Below are 22,098 nucleotides of genomic sequence, written 5' to 3'. Positions count from 1 at the left end.
GACTATGAATTTTAAGAATTTGATATACTTCGGAATAGTTTCAGTAGTAACGATTGGTTGTAACAACGGCCCGAAGGTTATTACAGCTACCGATACTTCAGAAGGGCAAAATACCAGCAGTGGAATTTTTTCCGAAACTAACAATGGAACAACAACTACTTCAGAAAGGAGCGGCTTTACCGAAAACCTTCATACAGTGGTAGTGAATGAAAAACTCCCGACAAATAAGTATGTTTATTTAAAAGTGACAGAAGGTGGCAAACAATTTTGGATCGCAGTACCAAAGCAGGAGGTCACAGTTGGAGGAACCTATTTTTACAGAGACGGATTATTAAAGACCAATTTCGAAAGTAAAGAATACAAGCGTACTTTCGATACCATTTATCTAGTGACTAGTATTGTTGCTCCTGATCATGGAAGTACTAAAGGGAATAGTTCGGCTGATTTTTCGAAGTCTGATTCAGAGAATTTCAAGAAACCTTCAGAAAAGAAAGATATCCCAACACATACTGATGAGATTATTAAGCATAAAGGCTCCGTGAAGATTTCTGATATCGTGGCAAACCCTTCAGAATACAATGGAAAAACAGTTCAGATTACAGGAAAATGTGTCAAGGTAAACCCTAATATTATGAAACGAAATTGGATTCATTTAAAAGATGGTAGTAAAGATGATTTCGACTTGGTGGTTACATCCAACACTTTTGTTGCCGAAGGTCAGGTGGTTACTATGAAGGCTGAGGTGACTCTTAATAAGGATTTTGGTGCAGGATATTCTTATGATCTTATTCTCGAGAATGGTGTTGTTATCGAATAGTTATGACAGATTATATAGATGGATTAAAAATTAAAATGACTTAATAAATGGTTAAATCAGTTCATAAAAGAGATTATGATATTTTTCTGAGTCATGCAAGTGAAGATAAAGAGATAGCCGATTATTTGGAAAACTGGCTAACTGAATTTGCGGGATTTGATGTGTGGTATGCGCCCCGTGAATTAAGTGGCGGTTCTTTATTAGCAACGGATTTGCAAAAGGCAATTTCACGTTGTAGAAGTATTGTGCTGATTGCAACTGATAATTCAGTAAATAAGGGTTGGGTCGTTTCTGAATATAATTCGGCTATGGACGAAAAAAATAATAATCCTGACTTTAGAGTGATAGCGTTGAGATTTAACAATGCAGCTGTAGATAATTTAATGAAAGGATTAACTTGGATAAATATTACATCAAATAAATTATCACCAGAAAATGCGGTAGCTATAATAAAGTCATTATATCCAAGCGAGAAAAGACCAAATCCTAAAAACGCCAAAGATGTTTATATTAGCTGTTCTTGGAGAACTGATGATAACGGTAGTGCAAATACCGTTGTGAGGAAATTAATTGACACGGGTTTCAGATTAATTGGTGATTCAGAAGATCAAGATGCGTTTGGACAAGGAAATCGAGTTGAGCGTATTATTTCAAGCTGTGGTGCTTTCGTGTCGATTTTGCCATTTAGAAATGTTGAAGAGGCCAGGCGAAATGAGAGTCCGTATAAATACTTTCTAAAAGAAATTGATTATGCATTAAGTTTAAATATTCCGACAGTGATCATTTCTGATCCTAGAATATCTAAAATTGATGACCAACCTAATATGTGGTTGCCGATGGAAACGAATTCATTCGAATTGAGTGATGAAATTCTTAATGCTATAAGTAATCTTTGGAATGAATGGAGTCTACCAGTTAATCCTCAATATATTTTCTGTGCTATGGATTTAGATTATGAAGCAAAAAAGGCTAGAAGTTATTTTAGATTTTTAATTGAGCGAATTACAGGAATGAATACCTTCATTGGAACAGATATCAATAAGGAACCAATTCAATTGTCGATTATTGATTCAATAAGGAATTCTTTTCTTACCATTGCGGATATAACTGATGATAATTTAAATACTTGTATCGAAGCTGGCATTGCGATATCGTCTAATTCTAATGTCGTTCTTATTACTCAAGGAAAACAAAGAAGGCCACCATTTATGCTTAGGTCGCTTCAGTTAAAAAACTTTGACAATGAAGTAGAAAAAATTGGATTGATTCATAAAATCTTATGGCCTTATAGGCGTAGGATTCTCAATGCCGAATTTTAAGAAAAACAGCATAGTAATCCCTTATCCTTAAGAAATAATATCAAATTTTCTTTTCCGAACATACGCAAGCACACTAATTAATATAATACACGCAACAGCTATATACACCCATTGCGGGATCGGTACTGGATCGCCTGTGGCATATGAATGTAATCCGGATAAGTAATAATTAACTCCATAATAGGTCATAATCACCGATGCCAATCCGAAGATAGTTGCCAGATTATAAGCGTACAATCCTCTTAATTTTGGAATGAGTCGCATATGTAAAATAAAGGCATATACTAATATTGTTACTAGCGCCCAGGTTTCCTTGGCATCCCATCCCCAATATCGACCCCAGGATTCATTCGCCCAGACACCGCCTAGATACGTACCTACACTCACCATAAAGAGACCACCAATAAGTGTGAGTTCCGAGATATAGCTCATTTCCTGAACGATTCGTTTTACTCGCGTTTTATTGCTTTCTGAAATAAACACTAATAGGATCAAGTTAATAAGTCCGATGATGGCACCCAACATTAAAAAGCCATAGCTCCCTGCTTCAAGTGAAACATGAATTGTAAGCCAATATGATTTTAATACCGGAACCAAAGGAGTGATTTCAGGATCGAGAAAACTTAGTGTGGAAACAAATAAAATGGTTCCTGCCAATACCATGGTCGCCGCCAAACCGCCAAAGGATTTTCTTGTAAATAAAATACCTGCTAATGTTGAAGTCCAGGCAATATAAATCATTGACTCATAGCCGTTACTCCAAGGTGCTCGTCCGGAAACATACCAGCGCATCCCCAATCCAAGTGTGTGAAGCGAGAATCCGATTACAATAATTGAAAACAACACAAAATAGATTTTTTTTAGATGCCAATTGGGTTTGAAAACTGAAACAAATAAGAAAAAAAGTAAAACAACACCCAAGATCATATATAATCCTGCAAGTCTTGTAAATACATTTAATTTATTAAGTGCGATCTCAGTGTTAATCTTTCCTTCGGAAGGGATTACAGCACTTCCAGCCTTTCTCTGATACTCCTTTAATTCCTCCAAAAGATGTCCGGCATGCGAATAGTTTTTAGTTTTGATAGCCTCTAGTAAAGCACTACCATATGAATTAAAGAAATTATCTGCAACTGTACTGTGATTATGACCGTCATTGTGATCATGATTGCTGTAGGCTTCCCATGTATTATTTGGGTCGTTGGTTCTTGGAATGATTTTAAGCAAGCTCCCGGAAAACATCATGCTTAAAATATTAAGCCGCTCATCTATTTTTAGCAGTTCTTTTCCATAAACCCCGCGATCGATGGGCTCCAAAGAATAAACACGCCGTACTTCATCTCGTATCTTATAGGAACCATCTTCAGAAAAGAAATCTTTATAGGAAGCATAATCACCATTAACACCTAATAATTTTTGAATGTCTTCATGCTTTCCCAATTTAATCATCCGCACCCCATACCATTCTTGTTTATTGATAAACATACTCAGTAGCACTTGATCGGCAGTAAGTCCTTCCCAACTTTCTTTACGAGCAATTTTGCGCATCAGTTCTCTCGACAAGGTGTGAATGGGTTTCATTCGGCCTTTAAAATCCTGGACTACTACGCTGCTAAATTCTTCTGCATGCTCGACAGATATCGCATTTGTTGAATATGAATTGCTTTGTGCATATCCAAAAGTTGAAAATATTAGAGCTGCAAATAGGCTAAATGTGCCACTCTTAGCTCTAAGTTTTTTTGTTTTTTGAATGAGGCTATAGAAGCGCGTATTTTTGCTAAAAAAAGTAAGTATCATTCCTAAAGTAAGTAGGGCATACCCGATATATGAAATTATGGTACCCCACCAATCACTATTTACACTGAGATAAGTTCCTTTTTCGTCTCTATCGAAACTAGATTGAAAGAACCTATATCCGTCATAATCGAGAATATTATTCATATAAATACGGTAATCCATATTTACATTTTCAGCGGGGTCAATTACCGTAACCTCACTTGCGTAAGAGGAAGCGCTGTTAGTTCCCGGATACTTATCGAGAATAAAATCGTTTAATTTAATGTTAAAAGGAACCGTGACTTCCTGTGCTCCGTAAGCGGCTGAAAAGTTAAGTTCAGGGAAAGAAAGTATGGACGGTCGACCAGCTAAACCTTTATTGCCATAAACTATAATTTCCTTTTTTACACCATTTACCGATACGTCCATAACGATCGCAGTTGTACTTTCGCTTTTAACTTTGGGGTCTTCAGATTCAATTATTGTTTTTGCCGTTGGCTCAAATTCTGAAAAGACAAAATTATTTGTCCCATCTGAATAGAGTGATCTTAATTTTAGAGGGGAATAAGATCCGTTTGCCCTAATGGTATCTTTTTCTTGTGTTGCCATCACCATTTGCGTGAGAAGTCGGTCACTATTGAAACTCAGAACTTCGTCAGTATATTTTATGTTTATAGCTCCCGGCAATGCAGGCTCACTAAAGTTGTAAATCAATCCGCCAATACGTCTTGACTGCCCTTTTTCAAGAGTGTATTCTTCTCGTCCACCGCTACCTGCAATTACAAGTTTTAAGATTGGACTCCCATCGATACTACTTGAAATAATTTGTTGCTTGGGATTTGGGATAAAATTATTAACTTCTATTTCGATGAGGTCACCCTCAATACTATAGGATTCTTTAAAATGATTGTTGCCGAGTGAAGCAAAGAGTACAGGTTCATCAAATTTAAAAGTAGTTCCATTTTTAATTACTTGAAATTTTAAGTGTGTTTCGGCCGAAAGAAAAGAATTGGAGGTGTCGTTCTCCCGAATGTGCATGACTCCTTCAAAACCAAAATAACGTGTCACACCTGCGCCAATAAGAATGATGATAACGGATGCGTGGAACATAAACACGGCCCATTTTCGTTGCTGAATCATTCGGAATTTGATGATATTGACAAGGATTGTAGTACCAAATAGAATCAATAATAGTTCAAACCACCAAGATTTAAAAATAACTTTTTGAGCCGCACTAGTACCAAAATCATTTTCGATAAAGGTTGCTATCCCTATTGCAGCGGCAAACAGAATGAAATATACTCCGGCAGCACGTGTTGAGAATAATGAAGAAAGGATCTTTTTAAGTTTCAAACTTTTTTCTAAAAATTTTAGTTTTCGGGTACTTTTTTGTTCGATACAAGGTGTTGAAAAGATAATAATTGTGAATCATTTATTTTTATCTTTTCTAAAGAATTTTAGTTTTACTTTTTTCGAAGCTGTTTCAGACGAAGTTTATTTTTTCAGAATTCTTCCGAAGCTAATACCTTTATCAGAAAACACTTTCAGAAAATATTGCCCAGAACTAAAAGTTGAGATGTCAATCTCAATTTCTTCCGAAGTAAATATATCAGCACTTAAAGTTTGCCCAAGCATATTATAAATTTCATAGGAATCAGGTCTAATTCCATTTTGCATAATCAAATGAATTGTATTTTCTGAAGGATTTGGGTAAAGCAACATAGTTTCGTTTACACCAAAATCTGAAACATTTAAAAATTGTTGTATAGTCGTTTCATATGAATTTGTAATCACCGGAAAATTGAAATCAAAATAAATGCCGGCCGAATTAGTAAAAGTATCTCCAATGCCCAGAGTAGGCAGTGTTCTTATTTTGAAAAGTATGTAGCCGTCGTTGTTTTCATCGTCAATAGGTAGATTGATATTTTCGAAAATAAACTCGACAACATTGTCGTTAATCCGAGTTTCAAAATCATGACTTCCGTTTAAAACCCGGAGTGACGATACATCCAATCTGGCCGTATCGATAGTGTCTTTTACAACAATATTCTCAGCGGGAAATGTCCCGGTATTTTCAAAGCGTATTAAATAATGTACAAAATCACCCACCTTGGAAATATCAATTATAGGGCCTTCTAAACATGTTTTGTCGTTGGGGTCGAACGAGCCAACCACAATTTGTTTAAGTGCAAATTCATTGTCAGCCGGAGTTTCATCACTTGCCAATGGATTAATTAACCCAACGAAGTTTAGCTCATCGTCTATATTAACAGGTGGCGTATCTGTGGGGGTATTGATTAGAAAAGTTATGTCTATTGCACGGCTTTCAAATGGGTTAATGTCCACATAATCCCAACCGTATTCATTGGTGGCTTGGGTATCGAACACGGGTTCGGAGATCACATAATCCATTAAGTCATCATTGAAACTCAAAACCACATTTCCGGACAAGGTTTGGTTTCCCTTATTGTAGAACAGAAGTTTGTAATCTGCTTCAAATCCTGGACGAGCAGGGGTCGTAGGTATAATAGTGATATCTAGATCGGGATGCACCCCATTTGCGACAACGCAAAAATCCTGCAGCATCGGACTTGGATCTGTGGGAAAATTTACCGAAAGTGATGATGGTACAATGGTAAAATAATCAGGATTATTAAGATTTGGTGTTATTGTATACGCACCCGCCTGAATTGGAATATGGTAAAGGCCTTCAGAAGTCCCAGTAAAAGTACCATTGCTGCTTCCGTTGGTGATTCCATATTCAAGAAATGGAATCGGAGGGTCTGTTGGGTCGCAACCAGAGGTATCAATATCATAAGTCGCACTACCTTCAACATCAAAGAATTCTCCGCCAGGTGTAAAGGTGCAATAGGAATTAACATGGGCGTTGTAGCCTAAATTTGTAATGGCCGATTCCAATATTTGGAATTGTTCTTCATCCGCACATATATATTCTAATAAGGAGTTGCCGCCAAATGATACCTGTTCAGAAACACCATTCTTGACAAATAGCGATATCATTTCATTATTGCTACATGAAACGGAGCTTACATTTATACAATCTGAAGCATCAAGGGTCGTTAAATTATTGTCACTAACCTGAAGAGTATTCATACTAATTGTATTGGTTACATCGACTGATGTTAATGCATTGTAGGTAGCATTCACAATCTCTAATTGTTCGAGGTTAGATAGGTCCAGGGAGCTAATCATATTATCATAGCACAACAACGATTCTAAATTGGAACAGCCACTTACGTCTAATGAACTTAACTGTCCATTGACACATTCAAGATGAGTAAGATTTGGTAAAGTCCCTAAGTTAAGAGAAGAAAGTGGACTATAAGAAATTACCAAAAAAACAAGATTCATCGCAGGACTTGCGTCAAAACTTTCAATAAGATTACTGCTGCATTTTAAGTCTAAGAGACCAACAAGGCCAGTCAGATCAATATTAGTTAACTGGTTATTGAAGCACCATACAGTTTGAAGGTTGACAAGGTTGTTTATTAACAGATTGTTGAGCTGATTGTTAGTACATTTTAGAATTTCAAGATTCACTAATAAAGTTAAGTCTAAGTTCGAGATCTGGTTGAGGCCACAATCAAGCAAAGTTAAATTTGTAAAAGCTTCGATACCTGTCATATCTACAATTGATGAAGAGCTTACAAAGAGTTGGTAAACTGTTAGCGCTTCTGAAAGTTCAATTTCATCGTTTGCATTGGTATCAATAGTAATATTTGTACCGTTACTGTCTTTAGCGATGCCGTTGGTAGGAGAAGCATCAAGAAGCCTCGTTTTAAAATTGGCATCCGGAATAGTAACTATTTGCGAAAATAAGCTGGCACTAAAAAAGCAGAAAAGTAGAATGTAGTAATTCTTCATAATGTTTTTACTTTGGTAATTTCAGAATAAAATATTGAAGGGGATAAAAGTTACAGAATATTTCAAACAATTAAAACTTTTGAGTTATTTGAGTTTGCTATTAATCGTAAAAGACATTGTTTAATCATTGAACAATATAAAGACAAAAAACCCTACTATTTTTTCTGTTATTCTAAAACTTTTTTCTGTCAATTTTCCTAGTAATATTCTTTATCGTGGCCTCTCTCTTTCCGGAGCGTTTATTTTATCTATAAAACCCTTATAAAAGCATAATTTGAAAATCCGTTCTTGAACTGAAGCGGGATTCATTACTAAAATCGAAGAAAGACAGTAAATTTTTAGTTCAGAATTTACCAACTTAACTACATTCCATATCTTCGCAAAAAAAACAAATGCTCAAAGCAGTTTTATTCGATATGGACGGGGTAATTGTCGATACTGAGCCTCTACACAAAAAAGCTTATTTTAATATGTTCGACGAGGCTCGTATTGATGTTTCTGAAAGTATGTATGATGCATTCACCGGCCAATCTACGCTGAACATCTGTAAGATACTGTGCGATCGTTTTGAAGTTGCACATACTCCTGAAACATTGGTAGCTATAAAGCGAAAGTATTTTAAACATCTGTTCGAACATGATGACGAACTGGATCTCCTGCAAGGGGTACGGGAGTTGATTCATGAGTATCACGATAACGGACTTACACTCGTACTAGCTTCTTCAGCGTCTATGCCGAATATAGACCGCATCTTCGACAGATTCGATCTAAATAAATACTTTGTTGCCAAGTTAAGTGGTGCCGATTTAAAAGCTTCCAAACCACATCCTGAAATTTTTATAAAAGCTGCAGCCGCCTCAGGGCATTCACGAAAATCTTGTGTCGTGATAGAGGACTCTACCAATGGCATTGCTGCTGCTAAAGCCGCGAATATCTATTGTGTGGGCTATAACAGTGTTCACTCTAAGAATCAGGATTATTCAAAAGCCGATAAAGTGATCAATCATTTTAATGAGATCACTTATCGGGAACTAAAACGTCTGATTTAGATTATTTTCTTTATTAGTCAACGCTGCTGTAAGCCTCATCTTCCGAAGTCATAGAATTGAACGCTTTATTATACCTATTTACCTTATATACAATCTCAAAGGATTGTCCAATAACATCTCCTTCTTTCAACTCATTGCGATTAATAGGTAATTTATCGTCTTCCGTTAAAGAGATTGCTTTCTGTGTTTTTTCATCTGTGAAATAATAGAATCCGCCTTCATAGCCATCAAAGGTAGCTACAGTATATACATTATCTTTGGTGCCGGTATAAATGTTCGTGTCATCTGCCAAAGTTCCAAAGATGAGTATAAGTCCGAAAGTAATTAACATGAAGAAAGTTTTCATAATGGTTGTTTTAATAGTATTGTTCTAATTCAGTGCTTTTTTTATTAAATATAATAAGGATTAGAAGTTGATGAAACATCTTTAGCGAATGTTTGTGAGGGTTTCATAATTAAATGTAAAAGAAACTTGCTCTTTTTGTTATATCCTTAATAATTTAACTTTTGTGGAATTTATTGTAATTGATGACATAAGCAACGGAATTCGAGCCTCAAATTCGGAAGTGATATTTTATGTGGGTTATAATGGCACGAATTCGAAAAATCAGGATTAATCGACTGCCAATTTAGTGTTTAATAATTTTAATGAAATATTCTTCTAGAAAGTTCACAATTTGGTTTAATTGAGAATTTGTTTCCTTTTCTTCGGAAAGAATGCCTACTCGGTCACAACCTCAAAGCTTCGAATGGCAGCATTAGGCTCCATAATAGTATAATCTTGCCAGAAAGTTGGATCGTATCTTGAGAGATAGGTCGCTTTTACAGCTTCATTTTCAGCTGCGTTATTAAAATCACCATTTAAAATGACTTCAGAAGAAAAGACAACCAGTTCATATTTTTTCGTAGAACGGCCCTTTATATCTAGCGCTAGAGAAAGTTCGTTTTGCTTTCGTCTTCCTTTTACATGTTTGTTCTTTTCAATAATCTTCAAAGGTCTTTTGAGTCCAAAATTATTTCCATCTTCCAACTCTAAATAACGCGGACTATATTTTCCATTCAAATCCTTTCCGAAGAGCATTTTACCCTTAAAAACCGATCGGCTATAACTTATGCCAAACATCCCAAATGATTGAAGTGGACGCACATTTTCAAATTCCAGTCGGACGATAGCATAGCTTTGAGTATCTACATACATTAAACCTTTGAAATCTTTCCTGCCCTTTGGTAAAAATGAAATTTTGTAGACGGAAGCATCATCTATAAAAGTGTAATCCTCCAGTTCAAAATTATATCGATTCGATTTTTCAAGAAAATCCAATTCAGAATCTTCATGAAAAAAGAGCTGCTCATAAAGTTCCGAAATGCGATCTTTAGTTTGTTGGTGAATGCTTTGTTGAATAGTATCAATCGTAATATTTTTCGTCGTTTTTTCGTCGTTTTCACCATCTAAATCATCCAAATCTACCTTCGTGCCAATAATTCCAGATTTAATTTTTAGATAAGAATCGGGTTTTACATTCTCTTTGAATATCTTTTCCAATCTATCGGTGAGACCTTTGCTAGAAAGATCTTTCGACTTGTCGTATAAATTTGCGGCTTTATCTATATAAAGTTTCGAACTTTTGTAGTTACCATATAAGTCTCCGGCAAGTTCCAAGTAGCTGTCGGATTTCTTCGGAATTAAATTAGCAATACTATCAATCAATTCTTTATTAAGTTCTTCAATGGTCGATTTTATAAACCCTAGATCAACTTTTCGCATCTCGTTTATATCAGATTGACGGAAAAATATTTTTTTATGGCTTAGTTCGTTAGCATAATTTGCTTCCAGATTTTCCTTCACCTCATCAATAATTTCTTTCGGTGTTAGTAGCCTATTACTAAGAAAAACCTCTTTTATTTCAAATGGCTTAGGATTTAATTCGATGACCTCTTCCAAGGAATCGGATATTGAAACACCTTTATTCTCATAACCCATGGATGAGATGTAGATGGAATCCTGAATCTCCTGAATCAAATTCTCCAGTAAGGTGAAATTACCTTCTTCATTTGTAATAAGTCCTCGGTTTTCACCAGTTTGAATGGTTGCAAAAGGAATCGCCTCCCCAGTGATTTTATCGACAACTTTGGCAGAATACGATTGTGCAGAAGTCGTAGTGGAAAAAATAACGAGAATAATTATAAAGGGATGAATGATAAATTTCATATGAGTCTTAATTAGATTGATGTATTTACAAAGACGCGATATTTCCTTATAAGGTTGCCTGTTACTCTAAAGAAGATTCAAAACAAAAATTGTTACTAAAACATTTGTAATATTTTCACGAAATACTAAAATTCAAACTCAGCCCAAAGCGGATAATGATCGGAAAGCATAAAGGACAATTTCCGTTTGCTAAGATTTCTGCTTTTTAGTGCAATGGGTACAAAGTCGTAGTTTCCGCCTGTAATAAATTCCATGGAGAGCTTCGGAATATTCTTCGAGGAATTGAACCAGGCAATCTGATCGTAATATTTACTTGTATTAAAAATCGATCTTGTAATTTCAGGCTTCTGAAGCTGCTCAGGAACGTACAATCCTTCAGAAAGAAAGGTCTTATCCAATAAATCACCTCTTTCATTAATATTGAAATCTCCCAATAATATCAAATTTTGATGGTAGGCATTGATGTCGGAAGCCCAATTTGTCATCCATCGTGCTATTGCTTTTAATTCACCAATCCGATCGATAGATTTTTTGCCGTATTTAATATGGACCGTAACTAATATAAAGGTCGTCTCATTACTTTTAAAACTCACCGCATAAGGAGTTCTTACAAACTGATCTTCCATAGCATCGTCGTCAATTCCATACTTCCATTCTTTCGGGATGACCAGTTCACATGCGAGTCCCGATAATTGAACTCTTCGCGTATCGAATATATAAGCCATTCGTTCCCCGTTTCCGGCACTACCTTTTGTGACATCTGTTAGGATTAAGGACCAGTTCGACCCCAATAGCTTCATGGTGTCTCTCAATGCGCGAATATTGGCTTTTACTTCCTGGACCGCAATCACATCGAAGCGTTTAATAATTTCGGAAATACATAAAATGGAATGCAGATCGCGTTTCGGACTATCGGTGTTGTCACTTTCCCACTTTCGAGTGAGGTTCCCAAAAGCGCGGATATTCCAACTGGCGATCATTACGTTCTTATCAATTTTTTTAAATGGGAGATGATTGTCCAGATCATTAGACAATTCAGCTAAATTTTCAATTACGTAAGTCGGAGGACCATCCAGTATACCCACCATAGTAGTAGCTTGTTTTGTGGGAGTTGGATGTAGAATAATAAAGATAAGGATTAATATTTAAATCGATGTGTCTGTGTTTTAAAATCTAAAAGCGACTTTTTGTAGTTCCTCCCCTTTTTTTAAGGGGAGGTGCCAAAGGCGGAGGGGTTTAATATTTATAATATCATCCCTACCATTAATCTGAGGTCTTTAAGCTCGAATAATATTCTATACTTCTTCCGAAGCGAAATCAGAAAACAGTACCTTAGCACTACCAACCCTCACCCTATGGATTATTTTCTCATTACCACCGTTCTTGTCGCACTTGCTGCAGGTTTTGGATACATCAATGTACGGTTTTTGCACCTCCCCAATACTATTGGACTAATGCTTATCACCATCGTTTTTACCCTTGCGGTATTGGCTTTAAGCTATTTTGACGATACCCTTTTAAATGCTGAAATAGAAATCATTACACAAATAGATTTTAAAACTGTTTTGCTCGATATAATGCTTAGTTTTCTGCTCTTTGCTGGGGCATTGCATACCAATTTTGAACAGTTAAAAGTCCAACGATGGCCGGTATTAGCGTTTGCTACTTTAGGTGTTCTCATTTCTACATTTCTGGTGGGTACGGCTATGTTTTTTATTTTACAGTTACTAGGTTTAGAGATTGCATATATTTATTGCTTACTATTTGGAGCTCTTATTTCCCCTACAGATCCAATTGCAGTATTGGGAATTCTAAAACAAGCGGGTGTTCCAAAAAGGCTTGAAACAAAAATTGTTGGGGAATCACTTTTTAATGACGGGGTAGGTGTAGTTGTGTTTTTAACCATCTATCAAATCGCGAGTATTGGCGCCGAAAATGTAGCGGTGATGGATGTAGTTGGACTTTTTGCAAAGGAAGTTTTAGGAGGTATCGCTTTTGGAGTTTTCTTAGGTTGGATAACCTATCGTTTATTGAAATCTATTGACGATTACGACATCGAAGTTATAATCACCTTGGCCACCGTAATGGTTGGAACAGCCGTGGCGCAGAAATTTCACTTGTCGGCTCCTTTAGCAATGGTAACTGCCGGACTTATGGTCGGGATGGATACGGTGAGACATTCTGCCATGTCTAAAACCACCGAAACCTATGTCGATAAATTCTGGGAACTAATAGATATCTTGCTTAATACCATTCTTTTTGTCCTTATCGGTATGGAAATGCTTATCCTTACCTTAGAAGGGAATTATATAATAGCAGGTTTATTAGCCATCCCAATTATACTCGCCTGCCGCTATGCTTCGCTTATTGGCCCCATAAAATTCTTTGAAAAGAAACTTAATTTTGTTCCCAATACTAACCTTATTATGACTTGGGGAGGATTGAGAGGTGGTATTTCGATCGCTTTAGCTTTAGGACTAACACAGGAAATGCATCGGGACTTGTTTTTAGTAATCACTTATATCGTAGTGGTGTTTTCAATCCTCGTACAAGGACTTACTGTCTCCAAATTGGTTGAGCGCCTTAGAGTACGGAATTTATTAAAAGATTGAATATTAATACCAATAGCGATGAAAACTAATATTGCAAATAAAACCTGAAGCAACTTTAATTTGTTGATAGATTAGAAGTATTTTGGTTCCGTGACTTGAGGAGAGATTACGTCATATGGAAATCAACAAATGAAGACATAGAATTCACTGCCAAATCTATGTTCGTTTCTTACGCATTACCACAATAAAAAGTACCAATAAGGTTAAACCAACGAATACTATTAGGGTGTTGTAACTTGTTTTAGCTTCGGAAAGCCCTCCGTAATAAACAAAACTGCTCCAGTAATAAGGAGATTTTTTTATGGTGCTAATATCACCATTCTGAAGATATTTTAATTTAGACAGGTGATTGGAAACGAAGGCAGATTCATTTTTTCTGAAGCTTTTATAAAATGAATCCATCAATTGCGCCGTCGATAAATCATTTACTTTCCACAAAGAGAACAATAAATTTTTGGCTCCGGCATATTGAAACCCTCTGGCAACACTCATTGCACCTTCGCCCTTTTGTAATTTTCCAATTCCGGTTTCACATGCGCTTAAAACCACTAATTCAGGATGTAGATCTAAAGAATATAGCTCGTGAAGCAGCATCACATCGTCGATAAACTGAATATTCGCAGGTATCACAAAATCTCCACCACTAGCATGGGTAGACAAATGCAAAATATTATAACGCGGAGCCTCATTTAAAAAATTAGCCTTGGTCGCTTGCTCTCTCATTAATAATGTTGAATTCATATCTCGATCCAAACTTTCAGATTCATTTACGGAAAATTTGAGTTCACTTTTAGTATTATAGAAAACCGGAAAAACACCTAAAACTTTATTCTTTTCTTCACTTCTTGAGCTATTGGCATACATGCCCGCAGTAGTGTTGTAAGCAAGGCTTTGTGCCTTTACCAAAAAAGGCATTTTTGAGTAATTAATTGTATTGGTTTCTTCAGTAAGTAAGGCTTCAAATGAAACAAAATTGAGAAGTCCGTCCGGAATGATAACGAGGTTTTTTACTTTGGAATGATTTTTAAGATCGAGCTCTTGGTACAATGAAAAAGCGGTCTTGGTGTACTTCGGAATATCATCGTTAATCTTAGATGAGGTATCGAACGAATGAATATAATCTAATAATATATTGCTAAATTTTGCTGTAATGGGTTTCTTCTGAAGCTCCATCGTAGCATTCGAAATTCTAAAAGTATACAAGACTTCTCTTCCGAAGAAAAAGTAATACATTCTGGCAGAATCTTCTAATAATTTCTGCTGAATAGTTTCGATTGCCACCGTTGTATTTTCTTCTTCCGGATACTTAAGCGCAATTTCCTTAGCCACTGTTTTAAGTTCCAGATGAAGACTATTTAGCGAAAAGGTGATGTTATTTATGTCTTCTTTTGAACCTTCCGACAATTGTGCTCTTACCAGATTGTTGATAAGTGCTTCTTGTTTTCTTATCAGTTGTTGTTCCTTCTGAAGTAATGTATCGTTAAGGTGCTGGCTAAGCAGGGATCGTTTTAATTGCATTTCCGATAAAACGACGGCTTTTGATCTCTCTGCATAGTTAAAGGCACGCTCCATAAGTGTATCATCCCCGCTATTCTGATAGTTGTCAAAAAGCAGTGCAATGCATTTTTCACTACGTACTCTGTCGTCCAGCTGATGCAAAATTTTAGCCTCTTGAGAATTTAGTTCTCTGGAGAGTAGTTGTGAAACATAAAAACTGAGATCGAAATATTGTAAGGCAATTTCGAGATCCGTTTCTTGATGCGCCAACCCGTCGAGGACATCTAGAAAGGTGTTTTCTGCATACAACATTGATGCTTCAGGAAGTTGGTCCTTTTCAAGATTTGGCAGCAATGTGTGCAACGATTTTTGTAAACTCTTGTTGGCTTCTGCATCTTTTTGCTGCATCATATACAACTGTGCTTGTTCCTGATATAATTTTGCCAATTCTCTTGCCGAAAAATCAGGATTTTGCGAAAGGGCTCGCTCTGCCTGAAACAAATAGTTCTCAGCTTTCTGAAAATCATTTTCGCGAACAGCAATCTGAGCGGCATTTTTATATGCCTTTGCCGAAATAAGACTTCCATTTTTTATAGCGCGATCTATGATTTCTTGGGCTTCATCTGTTTTTCCAATTGCAAAGAGATTCGTGGCAAGGTTGTTTTCGAGGGCCGCTTTCTGCGACTTAGTAATCGTCTTGTTTTGAAGTTCCTTTTCAAGTATTAGTATGGCTGTTTGATAGTTTCCGGTATTGTGATAAACCACAGAAAGGTTGATAACTCCACTTGTTCGCTGTATAGGATTTTTCGCTTCCTCTGCCAGATGGATATATTGTTTAATGGTGCTTTCGGCATTGGTAAAGGCGCCGGTAATGGTATATAAATTGCCTAGCGGCTTGAGGCAGAATTCACTTATGTCGTAGGTTGTAAATTTATTTTCTTCGTAAAGTTTCCAGGCTTTTTCATACCAATCGATTGCAAATTGGGTTCTTCCAAAACGATTGTTATAATAACCTAAATTACAATCGAGGATGAGCAATGCAAGTTTTTCTTCTTCGGAAGTGACGTTGGTTTCAAAAGTTGCTTCTTTGATCTGAAGCATTTCCAAATTTTCTTCGGAAGGGTTTTCTATGAATTGATCAAGGGAATTATAAATGTTTTCTTCCAATTGTTGGGCAAGAAGAAATTGACTTGCAAAAAGAATAATAATTAGTGGCAGGAATCTGCGTAAGGGATTGAGGGATTGTTGAAGCTCACGGCCTTGACTGCCATTCGCAGGCAAGGAGGTAGCGACTCCTGAAAGCCCGACTACTCCCTCCGAAGCCAAAGGCGAAAGGGGGGAGTGGGACGCCCAAAAACCACTAAAACTTCCAGATACCATACAATTGAATTTGTTGGTTGTCTTCGTTTAAATAATAGATGTAACGCGCTCCAACGCTCGGTCCAATACGTGCAAAACCGATGTTGAATCCGGCAAAAATTCCGGTTCTGAAATTCACGCAATCGCAGTTGGTTTCGGTACGTGTGAATGTATCCTGAGTGTCATCGCGTATCACCTGACCCTCGGAAGGGATAATAAGCGAGTATTCGCCATTGGTTTCGGTGATGGTTTTATTGGTGATATCCAATTTCATCTGCACACCTGTACCTATTGCCATAAAATTGTTGAGGTTGTAGCGATAGGAAATCGGGACGAGATAGCCGGTGAAATTTCGGGTGGTAGCAGTCTGAAAATACTCATAAGAGTTTATGAAAACATCTACAGGTGTCTGTTCTGTAAATTGATTGAATTCCTGAAATTCGGCATAAGAGCCAAACAATTCAAATTGCAGATATCCACGGTACGATTTAAAGGGAGAAATGGTTACTCCAGCGAAATATTCCTTAGCATTGTCACGACCCGGAGTGATAGCGTACCCCACTTTAGCGCCCAACGAAATCCCGGGTATGAATCGGGTAGTCGCGTAATTGGTGATGATAGGTTCGTTCTTATCGAAGATAATAGCGGTGCGGCTTTTGGTCTTCTTTTTGTGAAAATCCTTTTTCAGCTTAATTCGGTATTTTACAAAACCTTTGGTCGAATCGTATTCCTTGACGTTTTTTTGCTGACTTCCCGGAAGATAGATGTTTTTATAAGTGAAAATTGCCTGTTCTTTGGTGAAAGTAGTGTCGAGACAACTATATGCGACCTCTCTATTTTTAGGACAAATAGGGCATTCAGGATATTGATCGGTAACTTCGATGGTCTGTTTGTCGAACATTTCGGGGATGTCTGTCTCCAGCCTTATGGTGCGTGCGGGACCTTCGCCATTATTCTGAAATTTTATTTTGAATTTAAAAGTTTTAAAGCGCACGAAGCGGTAATTCATCAATGAAGCATTGGACGACATTTTATTGGGGTCATGAGAGGTTACGATCTCCATTTCCAGGTCTTTTACTTTGTGTTTCGAGCTGTTATTGTCGGGTACATAGATACTTCTCACAGTGATAATAGCACTGGTGTCTTTGATCATTTCCGGAGTTGTTTTCATTGTGAAAAAGACATTGCGTTCTTCATTAGGTTGCATGTCATCGAATTCGAAGGCTTCGGATTTTTTATAGTAAGCCTCAGATTCTTCCATGGTAAGCGGGAGGTTGTTTCGCTCGGTGGTATCTATTGCCTTTGTGTGTATTTGAAGTAGTTCGTTTTTAGCAGCAGCATAATAAGTGTCATCTAAAGCGTCTATTTTTTCGTTAAGCGCAAATCCGGAGTTAGAAACTTTGCGTTCGCCGTGATAGGTTCGGGAGTCTGTGAGCTCGAAATTATCGGCTTTAAACTGGCGTTCGTTATAATAAAGATAAAGTTTACCGCTACTTACAAATGAGTTTGCGTTTTTATAACTCATTACAACGACCATCTCTTCTTGAGGAATAGGATCTCGGTTGATCATTAGATCTAAATTTTCGTCCATACTTGCAATATCTCCAGCTTCGGAAGTGATGTCGTTTACCGCTACTTTTTTAGGTCTGGTAGATGGCGGTTTACCAGTATCATATTGATTGGTTGCCCATAATTTTACATCGTATTCCCCTTTGTTTTTGTAGGCGTGTTTAGGCTCTTTTTCTGTGCTGTATGTACCATCGTCGAACTCCCAATAGAAAGTATAGAATGCCTTGGGCGCTCCTGCAATTTGTTGAAGTGGTGGGGTTTCGGGTTTGAAGGATACCAGATTGCCATTGCGATCGAAACCAATATTGGCCGAACGTCGTAAGGTATCATTCTGAACCTGCGAAAATGCTAATCCTGAAACTAGTAGTGATGCAAAAAGTAAAATGTATGTTTTCATCTTTGGAGGGTTAGTGCCTTTGTTCATCATTTTGGTTTAGGGTAATGCATTAATTCGGTCCTTGAGCACGGCTGCAGTAACTACTTCGGTTTGCTGTCTTGTAAATATGACCAATTGATCCTGTTCGAGAGTAAGAGTTTCAACGGCATACCTAAAATCACCATTAGATTCAGATAGAAATATGATATGTACTTCGAGTCCTATAGGCAGTTCACCATAAAGATAAGCGAGGGAATTAGGTTCTCCTTGCAAGGCAAGATATACTCGGGTGTTTTCGCTGTTGAATTCCTGCGGCACTGCAACTTGTACAGCTGTGGTAGGTCTGGGATCGTTCAAAAAACGATCAATATTAAACCATCCAAATTCGGGGAATTGAGTATAGTAAGTGTCGATGTCGATATTGACTTCCCCGTTGATCTGAGTCCATTCAAGATTTCCAGCTGCATTAACGCTTCCTGAAAAAGGCAGCATGTCAGGGTCATTTCCACCGGTAATACCAGTTGGAACGCTTATAAATCCGGAACAAGCTAGTGAAGCAAACACTCCATTTTGCGAAACACGGATAAAGAAAGCCCCTCCGGAAATTAGAAGGTCTCGTCCAGCACCAGGGATATTACCAACAGTAGTAGTATTTGAAATTAGCATTTCACCCTTATCATAGAACTCAGCAATTTCCAAATCCACAATGCCTGTCACGGGTAGGCCGTTGATTTGAAGACAGTTGGGCGATATAGAAATAGTTACTCCACTAGCGGCAACATAGTTGAATCCGTTCGTGACATCCACTTGTACTAATTGTATCATGCCATCGAACACATCGGTTTGGATTTGTTCGAATTCCTGAGGCGTAGGTACATCAAATGGCGTTATTGCGCGCGTATCAGTTTCATCTGTACAGTCGCTACAGGAATTGAAGCATAGTGAGGCAACAACTACTATAAATAAGAGTTTAAGTTTTTTCATGATTTTCAGAGTTTCGGAAGATCGATATATCAAAATCTTACTTCCGTATTAAATTTAACACTTTTTAAACTAAGGAGCAGTATTTGAGCAGAAAACCCCTCAGAATTGCTTCCGGGGGTTTTCGAACACTCCTCAACAAACAGGCCCGCTCCTCAACAGACCTATTATTTTTTATGGTAATGCAAGGATTGCTGCCTCTAATTGAGATTGAGATCCTGTGGTAAGAGCTACTCCAGTAAAATCGTAAAGATCATCTGCGGCAACTGTTACTCCCATAATAGCCCAGCTCCAGTCACCCTCGTTTTCAGTAGCAAAGATCACGTGCATTTCTAGTCCGACAGGGATTTGACCGTAGTGCTCTGAGAAAATACTCGTTGCATGATCGAAGGTATCTAATGCTGCTATTGCGTTATCTTCTCCGTCGTAAGAAAGGAATACTGCAGAGTTTGCATCATCATATCCTACAGGTACTTTTACTCCTAAGGTTGTTTTAGGTCTAGGATCGCTATAGAAACGGTCTACGTTTGTCCATCCAAAATTTGGGAAGTTCGCATAATATTCGCTTCCATCACCTTGCACACCACCTGCTCCTGTACCATCTTGTTCTCTCCACACGATATTACCATTTTCATCGACATCACCATCCCACAAGGTCATCGCAGGGTCAGCACCACCAGTTAAGCTGGCATCGATGATTACGCTCATTGGACAAGTAAGGTCCAACTGATTTCCATTTTGCTTTACGTTTATGTAGAATTCGCCACCAGAGATGATCATTCCTCGGTCACCACCTGGTAACACACCCATTGTAGCTTTATTTGCAGTAAGCATACTAGCTTTATCGAATACTTCTACGAAAGTAAGTTCGGCTGCACCTGTTGCTGGACTACCTCCTTGCATTAAACATCCTGCAGTAATAAAAACTTGAGTTCCTTTAATTGAAGTAAAGCTAAGTCCGTCCTCGGCATTGAAAGTTGCGTTTTGAACTAAATCTGCTAAGGCTTGATTTTTAATGTTGTTAAAATCTTGTGTAGATGGATACACTAAAGGAATAATTACATCCGGTTCGATTTTGTCTTTTGAACAACTTGTTAAAGTCGTTGCTGCTAATAAGGCGATTCCAAAAATTTGTTTAACTGTTCTCATGATTTCTAAGTTTTATTGTTTAAAATTATTTTTTTGTTTTTAGCAGCTATTTTTTTGCTGCTACACCCTTATATAAAGACATCTTAAATTTTGTTACCCTCCCGTCTTATTTTTTTTTACTTTAGTAGTGAAATTAGGCTTCCATGAGCGAAAAAAAAGTACACGAAGACCAGAAGTATATTGATGGTCTTGCAAAAAACAACTCCTTTATAATACAAGCGATCTATGATAAGTTTGTACCCAAGGTGGTTAACTATATTAGACAGAACAGCGGGGATCATGACCGGGCACAGGATGTCGTTCAGGATGTGATCGTTACCATTTATCATCAGGCGACCGAAAAAGATCTACAGTTAACGTGTCCGTTTGACGCCTACTTTTTTCTGTTGTGTAAGCGGCGTTGGTTAAATGAATTAAAAAAATCTTCTAATAAAGAGGTAACAATTAATGAAGAGATTGTATCTACAGATGAACCCGTACAAGAAATGGTTCTTGATACCGAGGTCTTCGACGAAAAACAGACATTGTTTGATGAGTTGTTTAAAAAATTAGGAAAGGCTTGCCAGGAATTACTGGCCAAGACTTTTGAAATTAAGTCGATGGAGGAGGTAGCAGCTGCGTTGGGAATTTCCTACGCTTATGCTCGCAAGAAAAAATCATTATGTATTGGGCAATTGACCAAAATGGCGCAGGAATCGCCGCAGTATTTACACATTAAATCCCTGTAGTAATGGAAGAGCAAAATTACATAGCATTTGAAGAGTACCTTTCGGAAGAAATGAGCACTGAAGAACGTCTCACTTTTGAAGCACAATTGTCTACGGACGAATCGCTTCGGAAGTCGTTTGAGACTTATAAAGAATTTTCGTCTTATTTGGAACATAAATTCGAACATGAAGAAGCTACATTAGCATTCAAGGAAAATCTGAAGCAAATTTCAGAAAAACATTTCAGTAAAGAATCGGTTACTGAAACCGAAACGACTTCCGAAGAAAAAACAATTGTGAGAAGCTTTAAGCCTTGGCAATATGCAATTGCAGCCAGTGTGATGCTACTTATAGGAATGACTTTGTTCAATCAGTTTTCGACTCCAACTTTTGGAGACTACAATCAATATGATGCTGTAAGTTTGACGATGAGAGGAGAGGGCGATGAACTTATAAATAATGCTGAGAATGCCTTTAATGAGCGTAATTTTAAGGATGCTAGCGTGTATTTTGAAAGCCTTACGCTAAAAGATTCTACAAATACCGAATATCAATTATACTATGCAATCTCACTGTTAGAAACCAATTTCTTTGAAAAGGCTGATGCGATTTTTGAAACGCTTTCCGAAGAGAATTCAGCATTCAAATATCAGGCGGTTTGGCACCATGCTCTAAGCAAATTGAAACAGGAGAAAAATATGGAGAGTATGGAACTATTAAAGCAAATTCCTGAAGATGCCGAAATGTATAAGAAAGCACAAAAATTACTGAAGAAGCTAAAATAGCCGTACTT

15 protein-coding genes are annotated in these 22,098 nt (G+C 37.3%); 6 read left to right on the top strand and 9 right to left on the bottom strand.

Going from position 1 to position 22,098, the window contains the following annotated elements:
• Positions 1-4: 4 nt before the first annotated feature.
• Positions 5-817: a GW dipeptide domain-containing protein gene (locus tag BXY75_RS15555; RefSeq protein ID WP_121908694.1), complete on the top strand. Its 813-nt coding sequence runs from the start codon at positions 5-7 to the stop codon at positions 815-817.
• A 47-nt stretch (positions 818-864) separates the two neighbouring features.
• Positions 865-2,136: a toll/interleukin-1 receptor domain-containing protein gene (locus BXY75_RS15550; protein ID WP_121908693.1), complete on the top strand. Its 1,272-nt coding sequence runs from the start codon at positions 865-867 to the stop codon at positions 2,134-2,136.
• A 27-nt stretch (positions 2,137-2,163) separates the two neighbouring features.
• Here BXY75_RS15550 and ccsA read toward each other — a convergent pair whose 3' ends face one another.
• Positions 2,164-5,265, bottom strand: a complete 3,102-nt coding sequence (gene ccsA, locus BXY75_RS15545; RefSeq protein WP_121908692.1) for a cytochrome c biogenesis protein — start codon at positions 5,263-5,265, stop codon at positions 2,164-2,166.
• Between the two features lie 141 nt (positions 5,266-5,406).
• Positions 5,407-7,797, bottom strand: coding sequence for a DUF7619 domain-containing protein (locus BXY75_RS15540; protein ID WP_121908691.1), 2,391 nt, complete (start codon positions 7,795-7,797; stop codon positions 5,407-5,409).
• Positions 7,798-8,189: 392 nt separating this feature from the next.
• Here BXY75_RS15540 and BXY75_RS15535 point away from each other — a divergent pair, with 392 nt between their 5' ends.
• Positions 8,190-8,846, top strand: a complete 657-nt coding sequence (locus BXY75_RS15535; protein WP_121908690.1) for an HAD family hydrolase — start codon at positions 8,190-8,192, stop codon at positions 8,844-8,846.
• Positions 8,847-8,859: 13 nt separating this feature from the next.
• Here BXY75_RS15535 and BXY75_RS15530 read toward each other — a convergent pair whose 3' ends face one another.
• The 3 genes from BXY75_RS15530 to BXY75_RS15520 form a co-directional block, all read right to left on the bottom strand.
• Positions 8,860-9,192 carry a hypothetical protein gene (locus BXY75_RS15530; RefSeq protein ID WP_121908689.1) on the bottom strand — a complete coding sequence of 111 codons (333 nt, stop codon included), beginning with the start codon at positions 9,190-9,192 and terminating at the stop codon, positions 8,860-8,862.
• A 375-nt stretch (positions 9,193-9,567) separates the two neighbouring features.
• Positions 9,568-11,055 carry a carboxypeptidase-like regulatory domain-containing protein gene (locus BXY75_RS15525; protein WP_121908688.1) on the bottom strand — a complete coding sequence of 496 codons (1,488 nt, stop codon included), beginning with the start codon at positions 11,053-11,055 and terminating at the stop codon, positions 9,568-9,570.
• A gap of 125 nt (positions 11,056-11,180) precedes the next feature.
• Positions 11,181-12,143: an endonuclease/exonuclease/phosphatase family protein gene (locus BXY75_RS15520; RefSeq protein WP_121908687.1), complete on the bottom strand. Its 963-nt coding sequence runs from the start codon at positions 12,141-12,143 to the stop codon at positions 11,181-11,183.
• Between the two features lie 267 nt (positions 12,144-12,410).
• Here BXY75_RS15520 and BXY75_RS15515 point away from each other — a divergent pair, with 267 nt between their 5' ends.
• On the top strand, positions 12,411-13,667 hold the full coding sequence (locus tag BXY75_RS15515; RefSeq protein WP_121908686.1) for a cation:proton antiporter: 1,257 nt from the start codon (positions 12,411-12,413) through the stop codon (positions 13,665-13,667).
• 156 nt (positions 13,668-13,823) lie between these two features.
• Here BXY75_RS15515 and BXY75_RS15510 read toward each other — a convergent pair whose 3' ends face one another.
• The 4 genes from BXY75_RS15510 to BXY75_RS15495 form a co-directional block, all read right to left on the bottom strand.
• A complete protein-coding gene (locus BXY75_RS15510; protein ID WP_121908685.1) occupies positions 13,824-16,544 on the bottom strand; it encodes a CHAT domain-containing protein in 2,721 nt (906 codons plus the stop codon).
• A complete protein-coding gene (locus BXY75_RS15505; RefSeq protein ID WP_121908726.1) occupies positions 16,525-18,489 on the bottom strand; it encodes a DUF7849 domain-containing protein in 1,965 nt (654 codons plus the stop codon). The genes BXY75_RS15510 and BXY75_RS15505 overlap by 20 nt, the downstream gene beginning before the upstream one ends.
• A gap of 36 nt (positions 18,490-18,525) precedes the next feature.
• Complete coding sequence (locus BXY75_RS15500) at positions 18,526-19,452, bottom strand: hypothetical protein (RefSeq protein ID WP_121908684.1); 927 nt, start codon at positions 19,450-19,452, stop codon at positions 18,526-18,528.
• A 171-nt stretch (positions 19,453-19,623) separates the two neighbouring features.
• Entirely contained in the window at positions 19,624-20,598 is a 975-nt protein-coding gene (locus tag BXY75_RS15495) for a hypothetical protein (protein WP_121908683.1), read from the bottom strand.
• 143 nt (positions 20,599-20,741) lie between these two features.
• On the opposite strand from BXY75_RS15495, the gene BXY75_RS15490 reads away from it, so the two are divergent.
• Positions 20,742-21,326 carry an RNA polymerase sigma factor gene (locus BXY75_RS15490; protein WP_121908682.1) on the top strand — a complete coding sequence of 195 codons (585 nt, stop codon included), beginning with the start codon at positions 20,742-20,744 and terminating at the stop codon, positions 21,324-21,326.
• Positions 21,327-21,328: 2 nt separating this feature from the next.
• Positions 21,329-22,090: a hypothetical protein gene (locus BXY75_RS15485; RefSeq protein WP_121908681.1), complete on the top strand. Its 762-nt coding sequence runs from the start codon at positions 21,329-21,331 to the stop codon at positions 22,088-22,090.
• The last annotated feature ends 8 nt before the right edge of the window (positions 22,091-22,098 follow it).

It is taken from the genome of Ulvibacter antarcticus, from assembly GCF_003688405.1.
GTDB lineage: Bacteria > Bacteroidota > Bacteroidia > Flavobacteriales > Flavobacteriaceae > Ulvibacter > Ulvibacter antarcticus.
Note: the sequence above shows the minus strand (reverse complement) of the source record. Positions and strands in the feature narration are given on the sequence as shown.